20 protein-coding genes and 2 riboswitches are annotated in these 23,514 nt (G+C 59.3%); of the genes, 8 read left to right on the top strand and 12 right to left on the bottom strand.

Going from position 1 to position 23,514, the window contains the following annotated elements; translation table 11 throughout:
- Positions 1 to 21: 21 nt before the first annotated feature.
- The 3 genes from ACR0J5_RS16020 to ACR0J5_RS16010 all read left to right on the top strand — a co-directional run bounded on the left by ACR0J5_RS16020 (position 22) and on the right by ACR0J5_RS16010 (position 4,374).
- Positions 22 to 1,635 carry a GMC family oxidoreductase gene (locus ACR0J5_RS16020; protein WP_480655098.1) on the top strand — a complete coding sequence of 538 codons (1,614 nt, stop codon included), beginning with the start codon at positions 22 to 24 and terminating at the stop codon, positions 1,633 to 1,635.
- A gap of 108 nt (positions 1,636 to 1,743) precedes the next feature.
- A complete protein-coding gene (locus tag ACR0J5_RS16015) occupies positions 1,744 to 2,700 on the top strand; it encodes a sugar-binding transcriptional regulator (protein ID WP_480655096.1) in 957 nt (318 codons plus the stop codon).
- 213 nt (positions 2,701 to 2,913) lie between these two features.
- Positions 2,914 to 4,374, top strand: a complete 1,461-nt coding sequence (locus ACR0J5_RS16010; protein WP_480655094.1) for a coniferyl aldehyde dehydrogenase — start codon at positions 2,914 to 2,916, stop codon at positions 4,372 to 4,374.
- Positions 4,375 to 4,402: 28 nt separating this feature from the next.
- Here the strand turns inward: ACR0J5_RS16010 and mgrA are convergent, their stop codons facing one another.
- The 4 genes from mgrA to ACR0J5_RS15990 form a co-directional block, all read right to left on the bottom strand.
- The gene (gene mgrA, locus ACR0J5_RS16005) at positions 4,403 to 5,470 is read right to left on the bottom strand and encodes an L-glyceraldehyde 3-phosphate reductase (RefSeq protein WP_480655093.1); all 1,068 of its coding nucleotides are present in this window, start codon (positions 5,468 to 5,470) and stop codon (positions 4,403 to 4,405) included.
- A gap of 103 nt (positions 5,471 to 5,573) precedes the next feature.
- Positions 5,574 to 8,525 carry an NAD(P)-dependent oxidoreductase gene (locus ACR0J5_RS16000; protein WP_480655091.1) on the bottom strand — a complete coding sequence of 984 codons (2,952 nt, stop codon included), beginning with the start codon at positions 8,523 to 8,525 and terminating at the stop codon, positions 5,574 to 5,576.
- Positions 8,526 to 8,719: 194 nt separating this feature from the next.
- Entirely contained in the window at positions 8,720 to 8,977 is a 258-nt protein-coding gene (locus ACR0J5_RS15995; RefSeq protein WP_480655089.1) for a DUF6525 family protein, read from the bottom strand.
- 64 nt (positions 8,978 to 9,041) lie between these two features.
- Positions 9,042 to 10,178, bottom strand: a complete 1,137-nt coding sequence (locus ACR0J5_RS15990) for a zinc ABC transporter substrate-binding protein (protein ID WP_480655087.1) — start codon at positions 10,176 to 10,178, stop codon at positions 9,042 to 9,044.
- A 56-nt stretch (positions 10,179 to 10,234) separates the two neighbouring features.
- Here ACR0J5_RS15990 and ACR0J5_RS15985 point away from each other — a divergent pair, with 56 nt between their 5' ends.
- Genes ACR0J5_RS15985 through ACR0J5_RS15975 form a run of 3 tightly spaced genes read left to right on the top strand, consistent with a single transcriptional unit; the run spans position 10,235 to position 12,287 of the window.
- A complete protein-coding gene (locus ACR0J5_RS15985; RefSeq protein ID WP_480655085.1) occupies positions 10,235 to 10,747 on the top strand; it encodes a Fur family transcriptional regulator in 513 nt (170 codons plus the stop codon).
- Between the two features lie 2 nt (positions 10,748 to 10,749).
- A complete protein-coding gene (locus ACR0J5_RS15980) occupies positions 10,750 to 11,490 on the top strand; it encodes a metal ABC transporter ATP-binding protein (RefSeq protein WP_480655083.1) in 741 nt (246 codons plus the stop codon).
- Complete coding sequence (locus tag ACR0J5_RS15975) at positions 11,490 to 12,287, top strand: metal ABC transporter permease (RefSeq protein WP_480655081.1); 798 nt, start codon at positions 11,490 to 11,492, stop codon at positions 12,285 to 12,287. Before ACR0J5_RS15980 ends, ACR0J5_RS15975 begins: the two co-directional genes overlap by 1 nt.
- Positions 12,288 to 12,307: 20 nt before the next feature.
- Here the strand turns inward: ACR0J5_RS15975 and ACR0J5_RS15970 are convergent, their stop codons facing one another.
- Genes ACR0J5_RS15970 through ACR0J5_RS15955 form a run of 4 tightly spaced genes read right to left on the bottom strand, consistent with a single transcriptional unit; the run spans position 12,308 to position 16,772 of the window.
- The gene (locus tag ACR0J5_RS15970; RefSeq protein WP_480655079.1) at positions 12,308 to 13,648 is read right to left on the bottom strand and encodes an NAD(P)/FAD-dependent oxidoreductase; all 1,341 of its coding nucleotides are present in this window, start codon (positions 13,646 to 13,648) and stop codon (positions 12,308 to 12,310) included.
- Positions 13,645 to 15,141, bottom strand: coding sequence for an aldehyde dehydrogenase (locus tag ACR0J5_RS15965; RefSeq protein WP_480655077.1), 1,497 nt, complete (start codon positions 15,139 to 15,141; stop codon positions 13,645 to 13,647). The genes ACR0J5_RS15970 and ACR0J5_RS15965 overlap by 4 nt, the downstream gene beginning before the upstream one ends.
- Positions 15,142 to 15,144: 3 nt before the next feature.
- Positions 15,145 to 16,062, bottom strand: a complete 918-nt coding sequence (locus ACR0J5_RS15960; protein ID WP_480655075.1) for a dihydrodipicolinate synthase family protein — start codon at positions 16,060 to 16,062, stop codon at positions 15,145 to 15,147.
- A gap of 8 nt (positions 16,063 to 16,070) precedes the next feature.
- The gene (locus tag ACR0J5_RS15955; RefSeq protein WP_480655073.1) at positions 16,071 to 16,772 is read right to left on the bottom strand and encodes a GntR family transcriptional regulator; all 702 of its coding nucleotides are present in this window, start codon (positions 16,770 to 16,772) and stop codon (positions 16,071 to 16,073) included.
- A 333-nt stretch (positions 16,773 to 17,105) separates the two neighbouring features.
- Between ACR0J5_RS15955 and ACR0J5_RS15950 the strand changes: the two genes are divergently transcribed.
- Entirely contained in the window at positions 17,106 to 17,594 is a 489-nt protein-coding gene (locus ACR0J5_RS15950; RefSeq protein ID WP_480655071.1) for a CBS domain-containing protein, read from the top strand.
- A 24-nt stretch (positions 17,595 to 17,618) separates the two neighbouring features.
- Positions 17,619 to 18,983, top strand: coding sequence for an ArsB/NhaD family transporter (locus tag ACR0J5_RS15945; RefSeq protein ID WP_480655069.1), 1,365 nt, complete (start codon positions 17,619 to 17,621; stop codon positions 18,981 to 18,983).
- Between the two features lie 60 nt (positions 18,984 to 19,043).
- Here ACR0J5_RS15945 and nrdF read toward each other — a convergent pair whose 3' ends face one another.
- Genes nrdF through nrdH form a run of 4 tightly spaced genes read right to left on the bottom strand, consistent with a single transcriptional unit; the run spans position 19,044 to position 22,782 of the window.
- Entirely contained in the window at positions 19,044 to 20,015 is a 972-nt protein-coding gene (gene nrdF / locus ACR0J5_RS15940) for a class 1b ribonucleoside-diphosphate reductase subunit beta (RefSeq protein ID WP_480655067.1), read from the bottom strand.
- An 11-nt stretch (positions 20,016 to 20,026) separates the two neighbouring features.
- Positions 20,027 to 22,150, bottom strand: coding sequence for a class 1b ribonucleoside-diphosphate reductase subunit alpha (gene nrdE / locus ACR0J5_RS15935; RefSeq protein WP_480655065.1), 2,124 nt, complete (start codon positions 22,148 to 22,150; stop codon positions 20,027 to 20,029).
- Positions 22,132 to 22,545, bottom strand: coding sequence for a class Ib ribonucleoside-diphosphate reductase assembly flavoprotein NrdI (gene nrdI, locus ACR0J5_RS15930; protein ID WP_480655233.1), 414 nt, complete (start codon positions 22,543 to 22,545; stop codon positions 22,132 to 22,134). The genes nrdE and nrdI overlap by 19 nt, the downstream gene beginning before the upstream one ends.
- A 15-nt stretch (positions 22,546 to 22,560) precedes the next feature.
- Complete coding sequence (gene nrdH, locus ACR0J5_RS15925; protein WP_480655063.1) at positions 22,561 to 22,782, bottom strand: glutaredoxin-like protein NrdH; 222 nt, start codon at positions 22,780 to 22,782, stop codon at positions 22,561 to 22,563.
- Between the two features lie 79 nt (positions 22,783 to 22,861).
- A riboswitch (cobalamin riboswitch) is annotated at positions 22,862 to 23,054 on the bottom strand.
- A 126-nt stretch (positions 23,055 to 23,180) separates the two neighbouring features.
- A riboswitch (cobalamin riboswitch) is annotated at positions 23,181 to 23,390 on the top strand.
- Positions 23,391 to 23,514: the final 124 nt, after the last annotated feature.

Genomic DNA, 23,514 nt, shown 5'->3' with positions numbered 1-23,514 from the left:
AGCAAGAAAGACAACAGACCAATGACAGACGCCCGCAAACTTGATGGGGAATACGACTATATCATCGTCGGCGCAGGCACCGCCGGGTGTGTTCTGGCCAACCGCCTGACCGAGGACCCCAAAACGCGGGTGCTGCTGCTGGAAGCGGGCGGGTCGGACAATTACCACTGGGTGCATATCCCGGTGGGATACCTCTATTGCATCGGCAACCCGCGCACCGACTGGATGATGAAAACCGCGCCCGAGCCGGGGCTGAACGGGCGGTCTCTGGTCTATCCGCGGGGCAAGGTTCTTGGCGGCTGCACCTCGGTCAACGGCATGATCTACATGCGCGGACAGGCGGCGGATTACGATCACTGGCGGCAATTGGGCAATACCGGCTGGGGCTGGGATGATGTCCTGCCTTATTTTCTGAAATCCGAAGATCACCACGCGGGCGACAGCGACATGCATCGCGGCGGTGGTGAGTGGAAGGTGTCCCGACAACGCGTGCAATGGGACATTCTGAAAGCTGTGCAGGACGGGGCCAAAGAGTTCGGCATTCAGCCCCGTGCGGATTTCAACGATGGCAGCAACGAAGGCACGGGTTTCTTCGAGGTCAACCAACGCAACGGCGTGCGCTGGAACACAGCCAAGGGTTTCCTGCGCCCCGCAATGAAACGCCCCAACCTGCGGGTGTTGACCCATGCTGAAACCCAATCGCTGTTGTTTGATGGCAAACGGGTGACGGGCGTGTGCTTTGTGCACAAAGGCACCCGGCATGAGGCGCGGGCCGGGGCCGAAGTTCTGCTGGCCGCAGGGGCCATCAACTCACCCAAGATACTGGAGCTGTCGGGGGTCGGGCGCCGCGACGTTCTGGCCGGGCATGGGATCAATGTTCACCATGAAAGCGCCGGCGTGGGCGAAAATCTGCAAGACCATCTGCAAATTCGCACCGTGTTCAAGGTTCAGAATGCCAAGACCCTCAACACGATGGCAAATTCCGTGTTCGGCAAGGCGAAGATCGCGCTGCAATATGGGTTGACGCAATCCGGCCCAATGTCGATGGCGCCCAGTCAGTTTGGCATGTTCACCAAATCCAATCCCGATCTTTCCACGCCGGACCTGGAGTACCACGTGCAACCCTTGTCCACGGACAAGCTTGGCGATCCACTGCATCCGTTTCCGGCCATTACAGTTTCGGTCTGCAATCTGCGCCCTGAAAGCGTAGGGACATGTCATATTCAAGGGACGGATACGCAATCCCAGCCCGACATTCGCCTCAACTACCTGTCGACCGACAATGACCGGCAGGTCGCCGTAAAATCTGTACGTCAGGCCCGCCAGATCATGACGGCCAAAGCGTTGCGGCCCTATCAGCCCGAAGAGATCCTGCCGGGTCCGTCGATGGACAGCGAAGAGGACCTTGTGAAAGGTGTCGGTGATATTGCCACCACGATCTTCCATCCCGTGGGCACCTGCAAAATGGGCTCGGACGCCAATGCGGTGGTGGACACCGATCTGAAGGTACACGGTCTGACGGGGCTGCGTGTTGTGGATGCCTCGATCATGCCCAAGATCGTCTCGGGCAATACGGCATCCCCGGTTGTGATGATCGCTGAAAAAGCGGCGGATTTGATACGCACCGGGCGCTGATCCGGCGTTTTCCCCGCGTCTGCAGCTGGATTCCGCGCTATACCTATTGCGTGATTGAGTGCTAAAGCCTTTTGCGGCCCCGACCCAGCGCAGAAAGGATAGCCAGAGTTGAACGCCAGCGGACCCGATCCTGACACATTGCGCCTGATTGCCCGTGTTCTGACCCTGCATTTCCAAGAGGGGCAGTTGCAGGCCGAGATTGCCAACAGCCTCAAGCTGTCGACAGCCAAGGTGAACCGGCTGATCAAACAGGGGCGCGAGATGGGCATGGTCGAGTTTCGCATCCACAGCCCGTTCCAACGCTTGTTCGATCTGGAAAACCAGATCAAGAAACGCTGGCCTTTGTCTGAATGTCTGGTGGTCGATACGGTGACTGAAAACGCCGACACGACTTTGGATTTGGTCAGCAAAACAGCGGCGCAATACCTGCAGAACATTCTGAGGGATGAGGACGTACTGGCGATTTCGGGCGGCAAAACACTGAGCGCTTTGGCCAGCCACCTGCAATCCGGTGCGGCGACGTCGAATGTCGTCGTGCCGATGACCGGCGGTGTGCAGGGACAATATTATACAGATGTGAATCATATCGCCACCCGGATCGCCGAAGGGTTGGGTGGAACCGCGATCCTCATCCACGCACCGTTGCATGCTGATACACAGCAAGAGCGCGACATGCTTTTGTCCGTGCGTGCGATCAGCAATGTGATGGACACGGCGCGGGCGGCGAATGTCTCACTTATGGGTCTTGGCGCGGTTGTCGGAGACGGCGCAACGTATTATCGCGCGCATCCCATTCCCGAGGACCGCCGTGCCCAGCTGTATCAGGATGGCGTGCGGGCCGAGTTGCTGGGGCATCTGGTGGATGGGCAGGGTGTGTTGTGTGACAACGCGCTGAATTCGCGGCTGGTGAGCCTTCCGTTAGAGACAGCCCGTCAAATCCCTGTTCGAATTGGTGTTGCGGCGGGACCTGCCAAGGTGGAACCGGTGCGCTCTGTCCTGAACGGGGGGCACCTGACAGCGTTGGTGATCGATGATGTGATGGCGCAGGCGGTGCTCAGGGGTTAAGACATGCCCTAAGGGCGATCAGGTTTCCGCAACGGCAGGGTTGCCCCGGTCCAATCCAATTGTCAGGCTGGTATGTACAGAACATCACTCGATCGTCGAGGGTAGAGTGCGGATGCCCCGGTCAGCACCTGACCGATGCGCATCTGCGCCTGTTCAGCTGTTCTTGGAACGTGCCAAATCCCCCGACCCTCGCCCTGAACCGGAGGCCGATCCATGTCCGCACCCCATTTGTCACCTGTCGAGGCACACCTCCCCGATCTTGACGCGCTGTTGCTGGCGCAAAAGCAAGCCTTTCTTGCGGATCCGATGCCTGATCACGCAACGCGTATTCGGCGGTTGGACAAGCTGCATAACGCAGTTCTGGACAACCGGGACCGTATAATAGCGGCCTGTAACGCGGATTTTTCCAACCGCGCATCCGCCGAAACCGAACTGGCCGAGATCATGCCTGTGTTGGATGGTATTGCGTATTATCGCAAGCGTCTGCGCAAGCTGATGAAGCCGCAACGTCGTCATGCGCCTTTGACGGTTTTGCCTGCCAAGGTTGAGGTCCGCTATCAGCCTCTGGGTGTTGTGGGGATTGTGGTGCCGTGGAATTTTCCCTTTTTCCTTGGGCTTTCGCCACTGGTGGGCGTGCTGGCCGCGGGGAACCGGGCGATGATCAAGACCTCAGAATTTGCACCGCAGTCAGGTGAGGTGCTGAAAGACATCCTGAGCAGCATTTTTTCCGAGGAAGAGGTGGCTGTCGTCACCGGCGGGGTTGAGGTCGCGACCGAATTCACCAAACTGCCGTTTGACCATCTGGTGTTTACCGGCTCGACTCAGGTTGGCAAGATCGTGATGCGGGCCGCCGCCGAAAACCTGACCCCTGTGACGCTGGAATTGGGCGGCAAGTCCCCGGCGATCATCCATGACGACTTTCCGCTGGATGAGGCCGCCCGCAGGATCGGCTTTGGCAAGGGGTTCAACGCGGGTCAGATTTGCGTGTCGCCCGACTATGTTCTGTGCCCGCGCGACAAGGTGGATGCCTTTGCGCCCGAATTCGCAAGCGCGATGCAATCCGCCTATCCAGACCTCAGGGACAATGACGACTACACCGCCATTATCACAGACCGGCAGAAGACCCGGCTGGAAGGATACCTGAAAGACGCCGAAGAAAAAGGCGCGCAGATCATCACGATCAATCCAAAGGATGAGGCATTTGAAGGCACCCGGAAGATGCCGCTTTCACTGGTGTTGGGGGCGGATGCGTCGATGCTGGTGATGCAAGAGGAAATCTTTGGCCCGATCCTGCCCGTCATCCCCTATGACACGATGGATCAGGCGATTGCCTTTGTGAATGACCGCCCGCGCCCCTTGGCGCTGTACTACTTTGACTGGGACAAAGCCCGCGCCGATGACATTCTGGCCCGCACCCATTCGGGCGGCGTTTGCGTGAACGACACCGTAACGCATGTGGGTGTGGATGACATTCCCTTTGGCGGCATCGGCCCGTCAGGCATGGGGCATTACCACGGAGAAGAAGGATTTCGCACCTTTTCCAAAGCCAAGGGCGTTCTGCGCAAGGGCAAGTTCAACGCCACGGCTCTGGTTGCGCCCCCGTGGGGCAATTTCATGTACAGACAACTGATGCGCCTGCAGGCCATCCGCTTTCGCCGTCGCAAGATCGACTAGGGGCAGCCAACGACCTGCGGGATCAGCATCATTCGGTTTCCGAAGACTGCGCCCACAGGTTGATGTCTTCTTCGGCGCTGATCTCATCGATTTTGGCAAGCTCGTCTTCGGTGAACTCAAGATTGTCGACGACGCCAGCGCAATCAATGATCTGCTCAGGCCGTGAGGCTCCGATCAAGGCGGTTGTCACGCGCCCGCCTCGCAAAACCCAAGCCAGGGCCATCTGAGCCAGGGTTTGCCCGCGCGCCGCAGCCATATCGTTGAGCGCCCGCACCGAGGCCAGAGAGCGTTCGTTTATCATCCCGTCCAGCAGGGATTTTCCCTGCGTGGCGCGGCTGCCATCGGGGATCTGGCCCAGATATTTGGACGTCAGAATCCCCTGCGCCAAGGGTGTAAAGGCAATCGACCCGACCCCAAGATCATCCAGCGTATCCAGCAGCCCGTCATGTTCGACCCAGCGGTTGAGCAGGTTGTAAGAGGGCTGATGGATCAGGCAGGGCGTGCCCAGTTCGTTCAGGATTTTCACCGCTTCGCGCGTGCGTTTGGAGTTATAGCTGGAAATGCCGACATACAGCGCACGGCCCGACCGTACGATATGATCCAGTGCGCCCATCGTCTCTTCCAGCGGGGTGTCGGGATCGAACCGGTGGGAATAGAAGATATCCACGTAATCCAAACCCATACGCGCCAGCGACTGATCACAGGATGCGATCAGGTATTTGCGCGATCCCCACTCGCCATAAGGTCCGGGCCACATGTCGTAACCCGCTTTGGATGAGATGATCAGCTCATCCCGATACCCGGCCAGATCGGTTCTTAGGATTTCTCCAAAGGCGGTTTCGGCGGAACCGGGAGGCGGGCCATAGTTATTGGCCAGATCGAAATGCGCGATACCGTGATCAAACGCGGTCCGGCACAGGGCGCGCTTGACCTCATGCGGGGTATCGCCGCCGAAATTGTGCCACAGCCCAAGGCTGACGGCGGGCAGTTTGAGGCCGGATTGCCCACAGCGCCGATAGACCATCCGGTCATAGCGGTCAGGGTCCGGGCGGTAGGGTATATTGGCGGGTTTGGGCGGTCGCTGCGGTTTTGTCATGGGCGTATCATCGCCGGAACGGAATAGTTGTCAAATCAACTAAATTAGAGGCCCCCGCCAACAGCGATTGGCAGGGGCGCATCTTAAGCTGAAACGCCTTGGATCAGGCGAAACCGCCGACCAGACCCAGCGTGTCAAAGTCGCGGCGCAGGGTGTTGGACGCCAGCGTCAGTGCTTCGCCGTGGCGTTCGATCAACTCGGCGCGGCGGGCCGCGTCGCGGGTTGTATCGATGGCACCCCAGATGGCGGCCAGCGTTTCGATATTGTCGCGCAGGCGTGCCAGCGTCTCTGCATCCGATGCGGCGGCTGAGATATTGGCCGCCGACACTTTGCCCACACCCGGCACGGTCTGCGGACCGCCGCTGGTGTAGCCCTCGGGGATGTCGCCCTTGCAGTTGATCACCTTGCGGTAGCGGATGGCCGACAGGATCTGATCAACGGCCTGCTTGGCCCCCTCCACGCGCGAGGTATGCTCGGTATCCGCGGCGGCATGGGGCAGCAGCTCCAGACGGCCGGGGAAGGCGTCGATCAGCGGGCGATAGGGGACCATCGGGCCGAACAGGCTGCCATCATCGGCCACGAACAGGTCGGCGTCGATGGCGGCATAGCGGACCTTGCCGCTGTCCATTGCCGCGTGCAGGGCGTCGGCATCCACGACCTCGCCCCGGTCATAGTTGACCAGAACCGCGCCATCGTTCAGCGCGTTCAGAACCGAGGCACCGACCAGGCCGGCATTGGCAAAAGTGCCATCCGTGCCCTTGGCCCCCAGACCGGTATGGGGCGACAGAACGTCGGCACCGGCTGCGGCCTCTTCGGGGGTGGCAGCGTAGATGAAGCCTTCGGATTCGATCCATTTGCGGTGATGTTCGCGGGCATAGATCGCAACGCTCATGCCAAAGGCTTGACCCAGCTTGGCGACCTCGCGGCCGATATTGCCATAGCCGATCACACCCATCCGTTTGCCTTCCAGCTTTTCGGTCGGGTAGTCGCGCAGGTGCTTGCCGGTGTCAAAGTCGCCTTTGACCACGCGGTCATGCATTTCCTGAACGTCCAGATCGGGCAGAACACGCAGCAAGGCTTTCATCGCTGTTTGTGCTGTTGCGCGGCTGTTGAAGCTGGGCGTGTTCATCAGCGGAGCAGCCCCGCCGGTGCCGTCACCACCGCCCCAGCAAGCGCAGGCCATGTTGCCGGTGCCCGCGCCGATCCGCACACCGCCTTCGGGGAAGGTGGCGTTCTCGGGGAAGAAGGTCGCTGCCGCGATCACCGCGTCATACTGGTTGCCGCAGCAGGCTTCGGTCAGTTCCTCATGCGTCGACAGATCGGGCAGGTAGAAGAAATGCTGCCCGGCGGGCAAGTCCGAGCCGTCCCAGCCGCCCAGCGTAAAGGTCGCGCCCTGCGATTCCACATAGGCTTTGACCTCGGACGGGTCGGGTTGACCATCCGCTCCGAACTTCAGACCCACCAGATCGGCGACCAGAATGCGGTAGGCGCGGTTCGGGTCGTCCTGACGAGCGTTGGCATCCGCCACGGTGCTGGGGTCGAACGTGGTGCCTTGGGCGGCCAGTTCTTCCTCAAGCACAACGATCTTGGCGCGGTGATAGGCGTATGAGATATTCTCAAGCAGCAGGTCAATGTCGCTGGTTTCGCGAATGCCGCCGATCCAGGCGCGATAGTCGCCCGGCGTGCCGGGGAAGGCGTTGACATAGCGCGCGGCGTCCAGGCCGGGTTCGTAATCGCCATTGGGATGGGTCAAGCCCTCATACCCTAGCAACTGTTTCGAGCGTGCGATGATGCGCGCGTGCAGATCGGGGTCGGTGATACCCGGATCATTCACCGCCAGCAGGGTCACCGCCGCGCCGCGCTTGTCCGCGTTGGACACGCCCGCCACCAGCAGATCCTGCTCGGCCAGCCAGTCATCCAGGCGTTTTCGGTTGGTGGCCGACCTCTGGTTCATCACCTCGACCGAGCCGATCAGGCGTTCAACCCGCAGCAGGCAATAGGTGGTTTCGGCAAAGGCCAGCGACGAGAAGGTGTTGATCACGCCACCGGTCATCTTGTTGGCACCGGCATCGTAGAACGGGCCGAGGCCCACGGTTTTCTCACCGGTCAGCGGTTTCTTGGCATCCGTCGGCACCACCAGTTTCAGCTGGCGTGCAATCGCCCAGGCCGGGTTTTTCTGGTTGTCTTCGATCAGCTGCATCGCCGCCGGGGTGAACGACGCCAGGAAATAGCCCGAAACACCGCCGATCGCCTTCTGGAACGGGGTAAAGATGCAGCATTTGGTCATGAACGCCTCAACGACCGGCTGGCTCCAAGGCATTGCGCCCAGCATCGAGGTCGCGTCGATCATCGCATGGCGGTTCTGCGGGTCGCGATCCAGCCAGTCCAGCAGCGACTTTACCTCTTCCTCGGTATAAGTGGTGGCGCCGGTGGTCTCGTGACCAACGCCCACGAACAGCGTCACGCCCATCGCCTCAAGCGCGTCCGCAGAGGGGATCGCGCCTTCAGCACCTGCGAAGATCACCTTGTCTGCGTTGCCATTGGCGGCGAATTGCTGCAGCTCAAGGATTTGCGTGCCCCAGCTTTGGCGGAAAAACCCACCGGCCTTGGCGTCATCGGATTCCGGTTTGGGCGTGTCGACGAACAGTTTCTGGCCGTCCAGATTGGGGTTCATCAGGTGCATGATCGCAACGGTAAAGCCGCTGTGACCGCCCCCCAGACCCACGGCCATCGGGTTCGCCTTGGGGAAGCCGAAATAGCGATGGATGTGGTGCATCATGTCCAGCAGGATCGCATCCGCCGGATAGCCGCGATGCATCGAGCGGCCGATCTCGGCCGTGGTGAACGGGCCCAGATCGTTGCCCTTGTCGTCCAGCTTGCGATAGGTCCGTTCCAGCCAGCGGTCGAACTCAAAACGGTTTTGGCGACCATCCACTTCGTCTTTGATGACATCCGTGATGGGGCCCACACCAAAGAAGGGATTTACTGTGCGCTGCGGGGCACCGTTTCGGGTTGCGTCAATTGATGCGTCGCGCTGAGATTCGAAGTCGCTCATGTCGGTTTCCTTGAGACCGCGTGTTTCCTTTAGTGTACGTTCTAAGAGGAAAAGAAACACTTGGCCCTTTGGATTTGCGACTTAACAGATTCAAACAGCGTCACCCTTTCGGAAAGCTCGCATGTCGTCGTGCCATCCCGCGCACGTGCAGGACTATGCGACATCGGGGCTGGAGATGAGACCCCGGTCAATTTCTAGGCGACGATTTGATGAGGGCGGTCTTTTGCCAGCTGCACCGCTTCGAGGCGGCGCAACTCGTCCAGCGCATGCTGTTGATCGCCGGTCCGGGCCAAAGCGCTTTTATAGGCCCTTAGAACCGAACGCGGACGCCAGGGCAGCGCGGCCTGGGCGACCCATTCGCGCAAGACCGGCGGCAGGCGGTCATAGTCGCGCATCGGATCCTCGCGCCGCCGCCGTCTGCGCAGTTTGGTCTGGCCTAGATTGCGTCTCATGCTTGCGCTCTTATCCCGGCAGTGGGGTGCCCGGTCGCCGCGAAACCGCCGACCGGGGTGGATGTTACAGGCATTCAGCCAGCGTGTTCGCCATATTGCGGATCAGCTGCGGGTAAAGCGCTGTACCGGGTTTAAGGTCAGAGCCCAGCGGATCAATTACGCCTGTTTTGGCATCGGTGCCTTCCAGAACGGTCGCGACAACACCGGGGTTAAACTGAGGCTCGGTCATTACGCAATCGATGCCTTCGTCCTGAATACGTCCCTGAATTTCAGAGATGCGGGCCGGGCTTGGGTCGGTTGCATCGCTGAGCGAGATCGCCCCTGAGGCGGGAAGGTCAAATGCCTCTTCGAAATACTGATAGGCATCGTGAAACACGATAAAGCTGCTGCCACGAACAGGTTCCAGAGTTGCAGAGACTTCTGCAGAGAGGGCATCCATTTCTTCGCGCGCGGCAGAGGCGTTCGCGAAATAGGTACCGGCATTGTCAGGGTCAGCGGCGGATAGCTGTGCTGCGATGACGTTCAGCCACACTTCGGCATTTGCAGGCGAGAGCCAGGCATGCGGATCGTGGTCGCCATGTGCGTGGTCGTGGTGGTCGTCATGCCCATCATGGTCGGCGTGATCTTCGTGATCGTGCTCGTCGTGATCCTTCGCCTCTGCGTGATCTTCGTGATCATGCGCGTCATCGTGGTCGTGTTCATCGTCGTGGCCGTGATCATCATGCGCATGTTCGTCATCATGATCGTGCTCATCCTTATGATCATGGCCATCGTCATCGGCGTGTTCGTCGCCGTGATCGTGCTTTTCATGATCATCGTGGTCCTCGTGATCGTGGGCCTCAAACAGCGCGTTTTCACGGAACTCCAGCAGGGTCGTCCCATCTGCGTCCAACAGGGGTGTGACCGTCGCCCCATCAGCAAGCGTATCAATCGCACCGCCCATCCAGGGGGTCAGGTCTTCGCCGATCCAGAACACCACATCGGCCTCTTGCAGGGCAGATGCCTCGGACGGGCGCAGGTTGTATTCATGAGGCGAGGCGCCTGCGGGAATGATCAGGTCAGGTGTGCCAACACCTTCCATGACACGGGCAACCAGCGAATGCACAGGCGCGATGTCAACGGCCACGTTCGGGGCCTCTGCCAGGGCCGTTCCGCCCAGTAATGCAGCCGTGATTGATAGGGGTAGGAGCTTTCTGGACATCAGGCCCTCATTGTGATTGTATAACGTTACTCGGGGCATACATGATATGGAATAACATGACAAGTGATACGCAACCTTCTGTGGTCGATGAAACGGTTCCGGTCGGGTTTCAGGAGCACGACCACGGCAATTGCGTCGCGTCAGGCCTGGCCGCGGCCGAAGCCCGGTGCAAAGCCGAGGGGCTGCGCCTGACCCCGGTCCGCCGCGAAGTGCTTGAGATGCTGTTGCAAGAACACCGCGCTTTGGGCGCTTATGCAATTCTGGATCGGTTGCGCGATGAGGGGTTCGGCTCGCAACCGCCCGTGGCCTATCGCGCGCTGGATTTTCTGGTGCAGAACGGGTTTGCCCACAAGATCGAGCGGCTGAATGCCTTTATCGCCTGTGCGCACCCTGGCACAGCGCATTCGCCGGCTTTCATGATTTGCAGAAAATGCGACGCGGTGGCCGAGGCGCAATCCACCCCGGCCAAAGGGGTTTTGGGGGCCGCTGCGCGCGCTGCGGGTTTCGAGATTGAGAGAACGGTTGTAGAAGCCGAGGGAATCTGCCCCGATTGCACCGAAAAGGCATAACAATGTCTCTGATCTCTGTCGAAAACCTGAGCGTGCGCTATGGCGCCAACACGGTTTTGCGCAATGTGGATATGACGATCGAACCCGGTGAGATCGTGACGATTGTGGGTCCGAACGGATCGGGTAAGACAAGCCTGTTGCGCTCGATCATCGGTGCGACCAAACCCTGTGCCGGGCGGGTCACCCTGCAGGCGGGGCTGAAGATTGGCTATGTCCCGCAGAAACTGCACATTGATCCGACCCTTCCGATTTCAGTTGAACGGTTCATGCGGCTGACCAGCCAGGTATCGCGGCAGCAATGTTTGGGTGCGTTGGAAAAGGCGGGTGTGCCGGATTTGCTCAAGCGCCAGATGTCGCAATTGTCGGGCGGGCAGTTTCAACGGGTCTTGCTGGCCCGGGCGCTGATCGACCAGCCGCATGTTCTGTTGCTGGATGAGGCCACGCAGGGTCTCGACCAGCCGGGTTCAGCCGCGTTCTATCGTCAGATCGAAGAGGTCCGGCACGAAACCGGGTGCGCCATTCTGATGATCAGCCACGAATTGCACGTGGTCATGAGTGCATCGGACCGCGTGGTCTGCCTGAACGGGCATGTCTGTTGTCAGGGCTCTCCGGCGGTTGTGGCCTCGGCCCCGGAATACCGGGCGCTGTTCGGAACCGGCACGGGTGGCGCGCTGGCGTTGTATCGTCATGATCACGACCACAATCATGACCACTGTGACCACTCTCAGGAAGCTGCAGAATAATGCTGGATGACTTTATGACCCGCGCAACGCTTGCGGGTGTTGGCGTTGCCTTTGCTGCGGCCCCTCTTGGATGTTTTGTCGTATGGCGGCGGATGGCCTATTTCGGCGATGCGACGGCCCATGCCGCGATCCTTGGTGTTGCCTTGTCACTGACCTTTCAACTGTCTGTCTTTACCGGCGCGCTGGCCGTTGCAATGGCGATGGCGCTGACCGTCACGGTCTTGTCTGGCCGGGGTTACGCGATGGATACGCTGTTGGGGGTGATGGCGCATTCGGCACTTGCATTTGGCTTGGTGGCGGTGTCGTTCCTGTCCGGGGTACGCATCGATCTGATGGCTTACCTGTTCGGTGATATTCTGGCGGTATCGCGCTCGGATCTGGTCGTGATCTGGGGTGGCGCGGCGCTGGTTGTGGCGCTGATCGCCTGGCGCTGGTCGCAGCTTTTGACAGCAACCCTGAACGAAGAGCTGGCCTATGCCAGCGGTTTTGATCCCAAGCGCGAGCAGATGATCCTGACGCTGTCTCTCGCCATCACTGTGGCGGTTGCGATCAAAGTGGTCGGGGTTCTGTTGATCGCTGCCATGCTGATCATCCCGGCAGCCGCAGCGCGCAGCCTTGCCCGTTCGCCTGAATCGATGGCTTTGATTGCTGCCGCAATCGGCGCGTTCTCAGCTGTGGCCGGGTTGCGCGGGGCGTATGTCCTGGATACGCCTGCCGGTCCGTCGATTGTCTGTGTCGCCGCTGTGGTCTTTGCCTGCTTCAGCGTGGTTGGATGGCAGACCCGTCAGAAGACCTGAGGGCCTACCCCCCCCCGGTCTTATTCCTGTCGTGCTTTCCATTCCTTGTGTCTTAGGACGGCATTTGCGCCGATCTCTCGGAAGGGTTGAGGCGGGAGCTTTTTCGGCTTGGCTTCGGTGCTGAAGTGTTTTGAGATGTCTGAGCTGTGACCGCAGGCAAGCTCGGCGGCGGCGATGCCGGTGAGGGTGCCGCGAGCCGTGCCCAATCCGTTCTGGACGCAGGCCGAAAACACGCCGGTGTCAACCTCCCGCGTGACCGAGACACCGTTGAGGCTCAGGCATAGGTGGCCAGCCCATTGGTATTGCATCTGCAGGCCCGCCAGCTGCGGAAAGCGCTGGTCGAATTTACGCTGCATCACCTTTGAGGCGCGCTCCAGGTCGCGGGCGGTCGCGGCCATGCCGGGGCGCAGCGCGGCGCAGGTGCGGGTGATGATGCGGTTGCCGCCCTGACCGGTATCGATCCGGCGCATGGTGGTGCCCATGGGATCAGACGGGGTGACGCCCCAGCGGGGCTGGCCGCCCAGCTTTTTCAGGGTATCCGCGTCCAGTTCCGGGGTCATCACGGCAAACAGGAACAACTGCATCAAGTGATTGCGCTCAATGCCAAAGCTTTCCAGATGGCCATTGACCGTCAGGATCACCTTGGGCGCGGTGACGCTGCCCTTACCCGTCTGCACCCGCCAATCCTGACCCGTGCGGGCAAAACTGGTGACGGGGCTGTTTTCAAAGATGCTTACCCCTTGCCCGGACAGCCCGCCAGCCAGCCCACGGATATAGCCCGCCGGCTGCAGGATCACCGTGCCCGAGGTATAAAGCCCCGAAGAGTAGTGGCGTGAGCCGGTCAGCTCATACATCTGCTGGGCGTCCAGCGCCTGACTGGTCTCTCCGAGAGAGGTAAGATGCTGCGCGTAGCTTTTGTTGTGCGCCTCAGCCGCGTCGCTGACCGCGCCGTTGACCTTGCCGCTTTGGTCGAAATAGTTCGGGTCGATCTGATATTCTTCGACCGCCGTGCGGGCAAAGCTGATGGCATGGCGGTTCAGGTCGATCATCTTGCGATCATCGCCGCCGCCGGAATAATCGTCCGAGGCCAGATCATGGGGCAGGTCGATCATGAAGCCCGAGTTACGCCCCGCCGCGCCCTCGGCAATGCGGGCGGCTTCGATCACCGCAACCTTGGCTTGCGGCTCCAGTTGCAGAATACGGCGCGCGGCTGTCAGACCTGCGAACCCGCCGCCCACGATGACGAAATCGGCACGCTGATCGCCATCCAGCACCTGGGCCGGGGGCTGATCGCCCAGAATGGCGTTCCAGGCTGCCGGTCCGCGTTGGACCGGCAGGGATTTTGCAGTGTATTGCGTCAACTCACAGCCTCATCGGCATCATCGGCCAGATCGATCCAGATGGTTTTCAGCTGGGTGTATTGATCATGGGCGTGGACGGAGTTGTCGCGACCGCCAAAGCCCGACTGTTTGTACCCGCCGAACGGGGTCGTGATATCACCCTCGCCAAAGCTATTGACCGTGACGGTCCCGGCCCGCAGGGCGCGAGCCCCACGAATGGCGCGTTTGGCATTGGCGGTGAAGATCGACGCGCACAGACCGTATTCGGTGTCATTTGCAACCGCGATCGCCTCGTCAAAGCCCGAGACTTCGATCGCCGACAGAACCGGGCCAAAGATCTCTTCGCGGGCCAGCACGGCATTGTTATCTGCAACCTCGACCACGGTGGCCTCGACAAAGCCGTCCTTGGCGGTGCCGCCGATCAGCACGTTTTCAGCCTGATCCAGATATCCGCAAACCTTGGTATAGTGCCCCTCGGACACCAGCGCGCCCATGCGGGTTTCCGGGTCCAGCGGGTCGCCGATGTTCCACTGCTTGGCGTGATGCGCGATACGCTCCAGCAGCTCGGCTTTGACGTTTTTGTGCACGATCAGACGGGACGAGGCTGAGCAGTTTTCGCCCATGTTCCAGAACGCCCCGTTGACCAGATGCTGGGCCACGCGGTCCAGGTTTTCTGCATCATCCATCACGATGGCGGGGTTCTTGCCACCCATTTCAAGCACCACTTCTTTGGCGTTGCTTTCCGCCGAATAGGTCAGGAAGCGCTTGCCGGTCACGGTCGAACCGGTGAAGGAGACCATGTCGACATCCATGTGACGACCGATGGGTTCGCCCACTTCGGCACCGCCGCCGGGCACGATGTTGAGAACACCGGCAGGCACACCGGCCTCCATCGCCAGTTCCGCCACGCGCAGCGCGGTCAGGGTGGTTTCCGCCGCCGGTTTGATCACCAGCGAACAGCCCGCCGCCAGTGCCGGGCCGATTTTCCACGCCAACATCAACAGAGGGAAGTTCCACGGCAGCACCAGACCCACCACGCCGATGGGTTCGCGCACGACCATGGCAATGTGATCGTCGGACGCGGGCGAGACCTGATCGTAAATCTTGTCGATCGCCTCGGCATGCCATTTCAGGCAATGGATCGTCTCGGGCACATCCACGGTTTCGCAATCGTAGATGGTCTTGCCACTGTCGATGCTTTCCATCACCGCCAATTCCCGCGCATTGCGGGTCATCAGTTTGCACAGCCGGATCAGCACGTCCTTGCGCTCGGACGGGTGCAGTTTCGACCAGCGGCCATCGTCAAAGGCATCGCGCGCCTTTTCGACCGCAAAATCCACATCTTCCGCGCCACATGCGGCGATCTCGGCCAGAGTCTCGCCGGTGGCCGGGTTGGTCGTGGTGAAGGTCTTGCCCGAGATTGCCGGGCGGAAGCTGCCGTCGATGAAAGCACCGGTGGGCAGGTCCAGACCTGCGGCGATGGATTTGTATTCGTCCTGTGTCAGCAAGCTCATGCTTTATCCCTCCGCCACAATGTCGGCGATTTTGCGTTTCAACACGCGCGTGACCTGTTCCAGCGCGCGCTTGTCATCCTTGTTCAGACCCTTCAGCGGCGGGCGCATGGTGCCCGCGTCGATGCCGTTCATGGTGACGCCATGCTTGATGGTCTGGATGAACTTGCCTCCTTGTTCCAGCACATGCATCAAGGGCAGCATGGCCGACATGATGCGGCGGCCTTTGTCAAAGTTCCCTTCGACCACGCAGGCATTGTACAGCGCCACATGTTCCGCAGGCAGGAAGTTCGATCCGCCACAGACCCAGAACGGCGCGCCCCAGGCAAAGAATTCCAGTGCCTGATCGTCCATGCCGCAGCCCAGCTGGATATGCGGATAGTCGCGCGCCAGCAGGTGCACCCGGTTGATGTCGCCCGAGCTTTCCTTGATGCCGCAGAAGTTGCGGCTGCGGCCCACACGGTCCAGGAATTCTTCACCCATCATGGTGCCGGTGCGGTGCGGATAGTTGTACAGCATCACTGGCAGATCGGCGGCCTTGTCGATGGCCAGCGCATTCAGCGCGTTTTCCCGGTCGGTGGGCACCGAATAGGCCGGGCTGGCCAGCAGGATCGAATCCGCGCCAATCTCACGCGCGCCTGCGGCCAGGGCAATGGAATCGGGCGTCATCATCGCGCCGGTTCCGACGACCAAAGGCAGGCGGCCTTTCATCTGCGTGTGGGTGAATTTGGCCACCTCAAGACGCTCGGCCACGGTCTGGGCATAGTTCTCGCCGGTGGACCCGCCCGAGATCAGGCCGTGCACACCGTTTTCGATGAGATATTCGATCACATCCGACAGCGCGTCCCAATTGACGCTGCCATCCTCGTGATAAGGGGTCACGACCGGCGTGTAGATCCCTTCAAATTTGAACAGGGGTGTCATTTACATCCTCATGCAGGGGTTTTCCGCGCCATCGATCCCAGCGGAACGTCCAACCCTTCGGGTGTGACGAACAGCTCGATCTGGTCGCGAGACAGATTCCAGTGATCGATGGCCAGCTGCGCGGCAGCTGCCTCATCGCCCGCCTCGATGGCGGCGATCATGGCGTCATGCTGATCGCTGGCCTGGGACAGGTTGTCGGCCATGGTCGCATCCTTTGGCCGATAGAAGGTCATGCCGATGCGGGCATGGTCGATCAGCAGCCGCTTGAACGACGGCAGCAGATAGATGTTATCGGCCATATCGCCGGTGATTTCGTGAAACAGATTGTTGGCCATCGCCCGATCCGCACCCGCGTTGGCTGCCTTGAACGCCTTTTGTGCAGCTTTCAAACGTGCGATCTGATCCGGCTTTGCATTCACCGCTGCCAGCCGCAAAATCGCCCCGTAAATCATCGGCGCCGCCAAAAAGAAATCGCGCAACGTCGTGTAGGACATTCCCGATACCCGCGCGCCGCGGTTCTCGCGCAGCTCAAGATACCCTTCGCCCGCCAGCTGACGAAACACTTCTCGCAACGGTGTCCGGGACAGATCAAACTCATCCGACAACGTCGCCTCATCCAAATCCGCGCCAGGATGCAGCGCCAATGTCATCACAGACACTTTGATGTGCTCATAAAGCAGACGCTTCCGGTCACGCGAGACATCCTTCATCGTTTGAAAATTCCTTGTGGTTGCATCTGCCTGGAGTCGCGTTCTGCCATCGGTGGATGAGCGGTGTGTTTCGGCGCTTATTGCAAAAAATACAAATTGTGTACAGAAGAATTTTTCTCGTCAGCACGGTTCGGGAGCTTTCCGACCTCGGGTTGTTACCAATCCAGCCCGAAAACAGCACTATCTGCGGAATTTGCTGCCCGTCGGGGTGGCCAAACCGGGACGAGGGTGAAATGAACGCCGCAACCAAGAAACTTCGATTCGGTGCCCGCGTCCCCGCCGATTTGCCACGACGCCCGAGCCCGGTCGAAATACAAAACAAAGAGGACATCCATGGGCCTGACCTGCTTTGATGTAATGGTCCCGACGGAAACTCAGCAGACTATTCTGCCGGACGAAAGCATCGCGACTGCCTTCAACATCATTCGCGGCAGCCGGGCACGGTTTTTGCCGGTTGTGGACAAGGACGGAACCTATGTCGGTGTGTTTACGGCACCCACATTGCTAAAACTCATCCTGCCGAAGGCGGCCACAATTGGCCTGAACGACGAAGCCTCGCGCGTTGCAATCGACTCGCTGAGTTTCATGAGCCTGACGCACAGCGATTTCGAGACCCAGCTGGAACGGCTGAAAACCGAAAAAGTGCGCGACAACATGTCGAGGCCGTCAAACATTCCGATCGCCGCGCCCGACACGCCGGTGATGGAAGGTATCTTCCTGATCTATAAATTCAAAAGGCACGTGATCCTTGTTGAGCCCGACACAAACAAATTCGTCGGGACCGTCAGCGCAAACTCGCTCTTGGATCGCGCACTCAGCTAACTCCCCACGAACCGGACAAGTACATTGGCAGCTCATTCGACGTCACACGGAGAGGCAACGCTCTCTGTTCCTCACCTGTTGGGTGTTGAACCCATTTGGGTCGCAACCGGCATTTTGATCTTGGTCTATGCGGTGTTGATCACGGAAAAGATCAACCGTGCCATACTGGCCATGATGGGGGCGTCGCTGATGGTCCTGTTTGGCATCATAAATCAGGAACAGGCCATCGCAGGGGTGGATTCCAACACGCTGGCTTTGCTGATCGGCATGATGGTGATTGTGGGTATCACCAGTAAATGTGGCCTGTTCCAATATGTGGCGATCAAGGCGGCCAAGACGGTCAAAGCCAATCCGACGGGCATTCTGATCATGCTGACGCTGATCACGGCGGTCTTTTCGGCCCTGTTGGATAACGTAACAACCGTATTGCTGATCGCACCGATCACCCTGCTGATCACCGAGGCACTTGAGACGCGGGTTTATCCGTTCTTTATTGCCGAGATTCTGGCCTCAAACGTGGGCGGCACGGCCACACTGATCGGCGATCCGCCCAATATCATCATCGGATCGGCTGCGGGTTTGAGCTTTAACGATTTCGTCGTGAACCTCGCGCCCATTTCGGCCATCTGTCTGGTTGTGCTGACGGGCATTATCTATCTGATGAACCGCAAGGAATTGTCCAGCATCCCTGAATCGGCCAGCCAGCGGATCATGGGTTTCAATGAAAAAGAGGCCGTCACCGACGTGCTGCTTATGATCAAGTCCCTGTCGGTTCTGGCGCTTGTCCTGCTGGGCTTTACGTTGGGCCACAGCCACGGGATTCAGCCGGGAACATCGGCGCTGGCCGGCGCTGCGCTGCTGATGCTGTTGGCTTACGGGCATCAAAGCGGCGAGGAACAATCCGAATCCGTTCACCATATCTTCGGTGAGGTCGAATGGATCACGATCTTCTTCTTTGGCGGTTTGTTTGTCATCGTGGCGGGCGTCGAACATGTCGGCCTGCTGGCCTTCTTTGGCGAGAAGGTGTTGGAGTTGACTCAGGGTGACATGATGTGGACGGCGTTCTTCATCTTTTGGGCGTCGGGCATTCTGTCGGCGATCCTGGACAACATCCCGTTTGTGGCGACGATGATCCCGCTGATCGAATCCACTGCGGATACCTTTGGCGGCGAAGACGCGATTGAGCCGTTGTGGTGGTCGCTGGCTCTGGGCGCATGTCTGGGCGGCAACGGGACGCTGCTGGGCGCAAGCGCCAACCTGACCGTTGCGGCCTTTGCCGAGAAAGCCAAGCAACCCATCGGCTTCATCGCCTTCGCCAAGGTCGCCTTTCCGATCATGATCCTGACGTTGATGATTGCGAACGTCTATATTTGGCTGCGATATTTCTGAATGCAGCCGATCTGGTGATGAAAAGGGGAAGCGTCGGTTTCGCGTTTCCCCTTTTTTGTTTCAGAAATCCCAGTCTTCGTCTTCGGTCGCCACGGCTTTGCCGATGACATAGGACGACCCCGATCCCGAGAAGAAGTCGTGGTTTTCGCTGTCGGGGCTGAGCGCAGCCAGAATGGCCGGGTTGACCTCGGAAACCTCGGGCGGGAACAGGGCCTCGAACCCTAGGTTTTGCAGCGCTTTGTTGGCATTGTAGTGCAGGAAGACCTTCACGTCCTCGGTCAGGCCGATTTCGTCATAGAGCTCTTCGGTATACTGGTTTTCGATACCATAAAGCTCGAACATCAGGCCAAAGGCATAGTCTTTCAGCTCCTGTTGTTCAGCCTCGGACAGTTTCTCGTAGCCGCGCTGGAACTTGTAGCCAATGTAGTACCCATGCACGGCCTCATCGCGAATGATCAGGCGGATCAGGTCGGCGGTGTTGGTCAGCTTGGCGCGGCTGGACCAGTACATCGGCAGATAAAAGCCGGAATAGAAAAGGAAACTTTCCAAAAACACCGACGCGATCTTGCGTTTCAGCGGGTCGTTGCCTGGCGCATAGGTGTTCAGGATGGCCTCGGCCTTGGCCTGCAGATGCGGGTTTTCCTCGGACCAACGGAACGCCTCATCAATCTCTTTGGTCGAACACAGTGTCGAAAAGATCGAGGAATAGCTGCGTGCATGCACCGCCTCCATAAAGGCGATGTTGGTCAGAACGGCTTCTTCATGCGGGGTCACAGCGTCCGGCATCAGGGCAGGGGCCCCGACTGTGTTCTGGATCGTGTCCAGCAGTGTCAGGCCGGTGAAAACGCGGATGGTCAGCTGCTTTTCATGGTCGGTCAGCGTGGCCCAGCTTTGGATGTCGTTGGACAGCGGCACTTTTTCGGGCAGCCAGAAATTGACGGTCAGACGGTTCCAGACCTCAAGGTCTTTGTCGTCGTCCAAACGGTTCCAGTTGATCGCGCGGGGGATCTTGGTTTGAATCATGTCTTTCATTTTCGTTCCCCTTACAAACTGCAGGACACGCAGCCCTGCACCTCGGTCCCTTCGAGGGCCTCTTGGCGCAGACGCACGTAATAGATGGTTTTGATGCCCTTCTTCCACGCGTAGATCTGCGTGCGGTTGATGTCGCGGGTCGTGGCCTCGGCCGGGAAGAACAGGGTTAGCGACAGGCCCTGATCCACATGTTCGGTGGCCGCCGCGTATGTGTCGATCAGGGCCTCGGGGCCGATCTCATAGGCATCGCGGTAGTATTCGAGGTTGTCGTTGTCCATGAAGGCTGCCGGGTAATAAACGCGGCCTATCTTGCCTTCTTTGCGGATTTCGATCTTGGAGACGATCGGGTGGATCGAAGAGGTCGAGTTGTTGATATAGCTGATCGACCCTGTTGGCGGCACCGCCTGAAGGTTGCGGTTATAGAGGCCGTGCCTCATCACATCGGCCTTCAGCGCCGCCCAGTCATCACGCGTGGGCAGGGTCATGCCATCAAACAGCGCTTTTACGCGGTCGTTTTCGGGCAGCCAATCGCGGGTGGTGTATTTGTCGAAGAATGTGCCCGATGCATAGTCGGAGTCCTCAAACCCCTTGAATGACGTTTTGCGTTCCTTGGCCAGATCGCAAGAGGTGCGGATCGCGTGATAGGCCACGCTGGCGAAATAGACCGAGGTGAACTCAACCCCTTCGGGTGAGCCATAGTGGATATGTTCGCGCGCCAGAAACCCGTGCAGGTTCATCTGCCCCAGACCAATCGCGTGGCTTTCATCATTGCCACGACGCACGGAGGGGACCGAGTCAATCGCCGACATCTCAGACACTGCCGTCAGTGCGCGGATCGCAGCGCCAACAGTGCGGCCCAGATCGCCGCCATCCATCGTCTTGGCGATGTTCAGCGACCCGAGGTTGCACGAGATGTCCGTGCCCAGATGCGCATAGCTGAGGTCATCATTGAATTCCGACGCCTCATTCACCTGCAGGATTTCCGAGCACAGGTTCGACATGTTGATCCGGCCCGCGATTGGGTTCATCCGGTTCACCGTGTCCTCGAACATCACATAGGGATAGCCGGATTCGAACTGAATCTCGGCAATGGTCTGAAAGAACTCGCGCGCGTTGACCTTGGATTTGCGGATGCGTTTGTCATCCACCATCTCGTGATATTTCTCGGTGACCGAGATTTCCGAGAAGGGCACGCCATAGACCTTTTCCACGTCATGCGGTGAGAACAGGTACATATCGGCGTTCTTTTTCGCCAGTTCAAAGGTGATGTCGGGGATGACCACGCCAAGGCTGAGGGTCTTGATACGGATTTTCTCATCCGCGTTTTCGCGCTTGGTGTCGAGGAACCGCATGATATCGGGGTGGTGCGCGTTCATATACACGGCCCCAGCCCCTTGCCGCGCGCCCAGTTGGTTGGCGTAGGAAAAGCTATCCTCCAACAGTTTCATCACAGGGATCACGCCCGAGGACTGGTTTTCGATCCCCTTGATCGGTGCGCCATGCTCGCGGATATTGGTCAGCAGCAGCGCCACACCGCCGCCGCGCTTGGACAGTTGCAGGGCCGAGTTGATGCCGCGCCCGATGCTTTCCATGTTGTCTTCCAACCGCAGCAGAAAGCACGAGATCAGCTCACCACGTGACGCCTTGCCCGCGTTCAGGAAGGTTGGCGTGGCGGGTTGGAACCGGCCATCCAGAATTTCCTCCATGAAGGACAGGGCCAGCGCCTCATCCCCGCGCGCCAGTGCCAGTGCGGTCATCACAACGCGGTCTTCGTACCGCTCAAGATACCGTTGCCCGTCGCGGGTTTTCAGAGTGTACGAGGTGTAATACTTGAACGCGCCCAGAAAGGTCGGAAACCGGAATTTCTTGGCATAGGCCGAATCCCAGATCTGACGCATGAAGTTCTTGGAATACTGGTCCAGAACGGCCGCTTCGTAATAGCCTTCGGACACCAGATAGCCCAGCTTTTCATCCAGCGAGTGGAAGAACACGGTGTTCTGGTTCACATGCTGCAGGAAATACTGCCGCGCGGCCATGCGGTCTGCGTCGAACCTGATCTTCCCCTCACCATCGTAAAGGTTCAGCATCGCGTTCAGCGCGTGATAGTCCTGCTCATTTACGCTGCTGTCGAGCATTGGTGTCTCCCTAGTTTTTCAAGCCCGGCGCGGACGCGGGCGATGTCGGTGTCAGTGCCGGCCAGCTCGAAGGAATAGAGCAGCGGAACGTTGCATTTCTGGGCGATGATGCGACCGGACATGGCGTAGGTCGCACCAAAGTTGCGATTTCCAGCGCCGATCACCCCGATGATCCCGGCGCGGCGGGCCGGGTCGTTCAGAAACCGGATCACCTGTTTCGGAACCGCCCCGCGCCCCTCGCCATCGGCATAGGTCGGGCAGATCAGAACATAGGGGCCTTTGGGGTCAGGCAGCGGGTCCATCCCGGTCGGAATGCGGAAAGAGGTCAGCCCCAGCCGCGTCACAAAGCGGTGGGTGTTTCCGGATTTCGATGAGAAATAGACCAGCGCCGGGATCGGCGCGGTCATGGATCAGGCCAGCTGGGCGATCATGTCGGGGCGAAAGCCCGACCAATGTGCGCTGCCAGCGACCACAACGGGGGCCTGACGATAGCCCAGCTCGGTCACGTGGGTCATGGCGCTATCGTCCTGAGTCAGATCGACCACATCATAGGCGACGCCCTTTGCATCCAGCGCGCGGGTGGTTGCGGTGCATTGTACGCAGGCGGGTTTGGAATATACGGTAATGCTCATGTCGTCCTCTGTCCTTTAATCAAAGTCGAGGACGCTGCGGGGAAAATGCCCCAGAACACGCCCCCGAACCCTCCGTTCGTGGTTATCATTTGCGCCCGGCAGGTCTCCTGGCTTGCGGATCGTGGTTCGGACTGGCCTTCCCAAAAGCACGCTTTCAGTGGCGTGTCCAGCCGAACGATCCGCTTACAGTTGCGGGGGCAGCGCCGGTTTTTCACCGGTTTCCCTCTTAGCTTTCGACAGGAATCGAAAGAACCGAAGCAACTGTATATAGAGTTTGGTTGCCACTTCTTGTCAATATATAGGGTGAAGGTCCGATAAATTTCTTTTTCGCACAAAACGTGCCCCAGCCACAAAATGGTGAAGTCCTAGTGTGATCTCTTGTCGAATCAACCCCGTTTGTGTTTTGTCGCCGTGATGGTTCCCTGACCGCGATCTGCGGGACGGGATAAAAGGGAATACGGTGCGGCGCTTTTCATGCCAAATCCGTAACTGCCCCCGCAACTGTAGGCGGTAAGCGACCCGAGATCGTCCACTGGGCCAAAGCCTGGGAAGGATCGGGACAGCGTTGACCCGCAAGTCAGGAGACCTGCCATCCGATTTTAACGTAGCTGGGCGGGGTGTCCCAGAGGGAGTAGACAGTGTTTCAAACGGTCCATGCCGTAAAAAGACGTGTCCTTGCTTGCCCCCCGACCAATCGGAGGAGCCGAGGCCTATGTCAGTACAAAAATCTCC

It is taken from the genome of Ruegeria sp. BE1 (assembly GCF_056538885.1).
The sequence above is the reverse complement of the archived record's forward strand: the minus strand, read 5'-3'. Positions and strand labels throughout refer to the sequence as shown.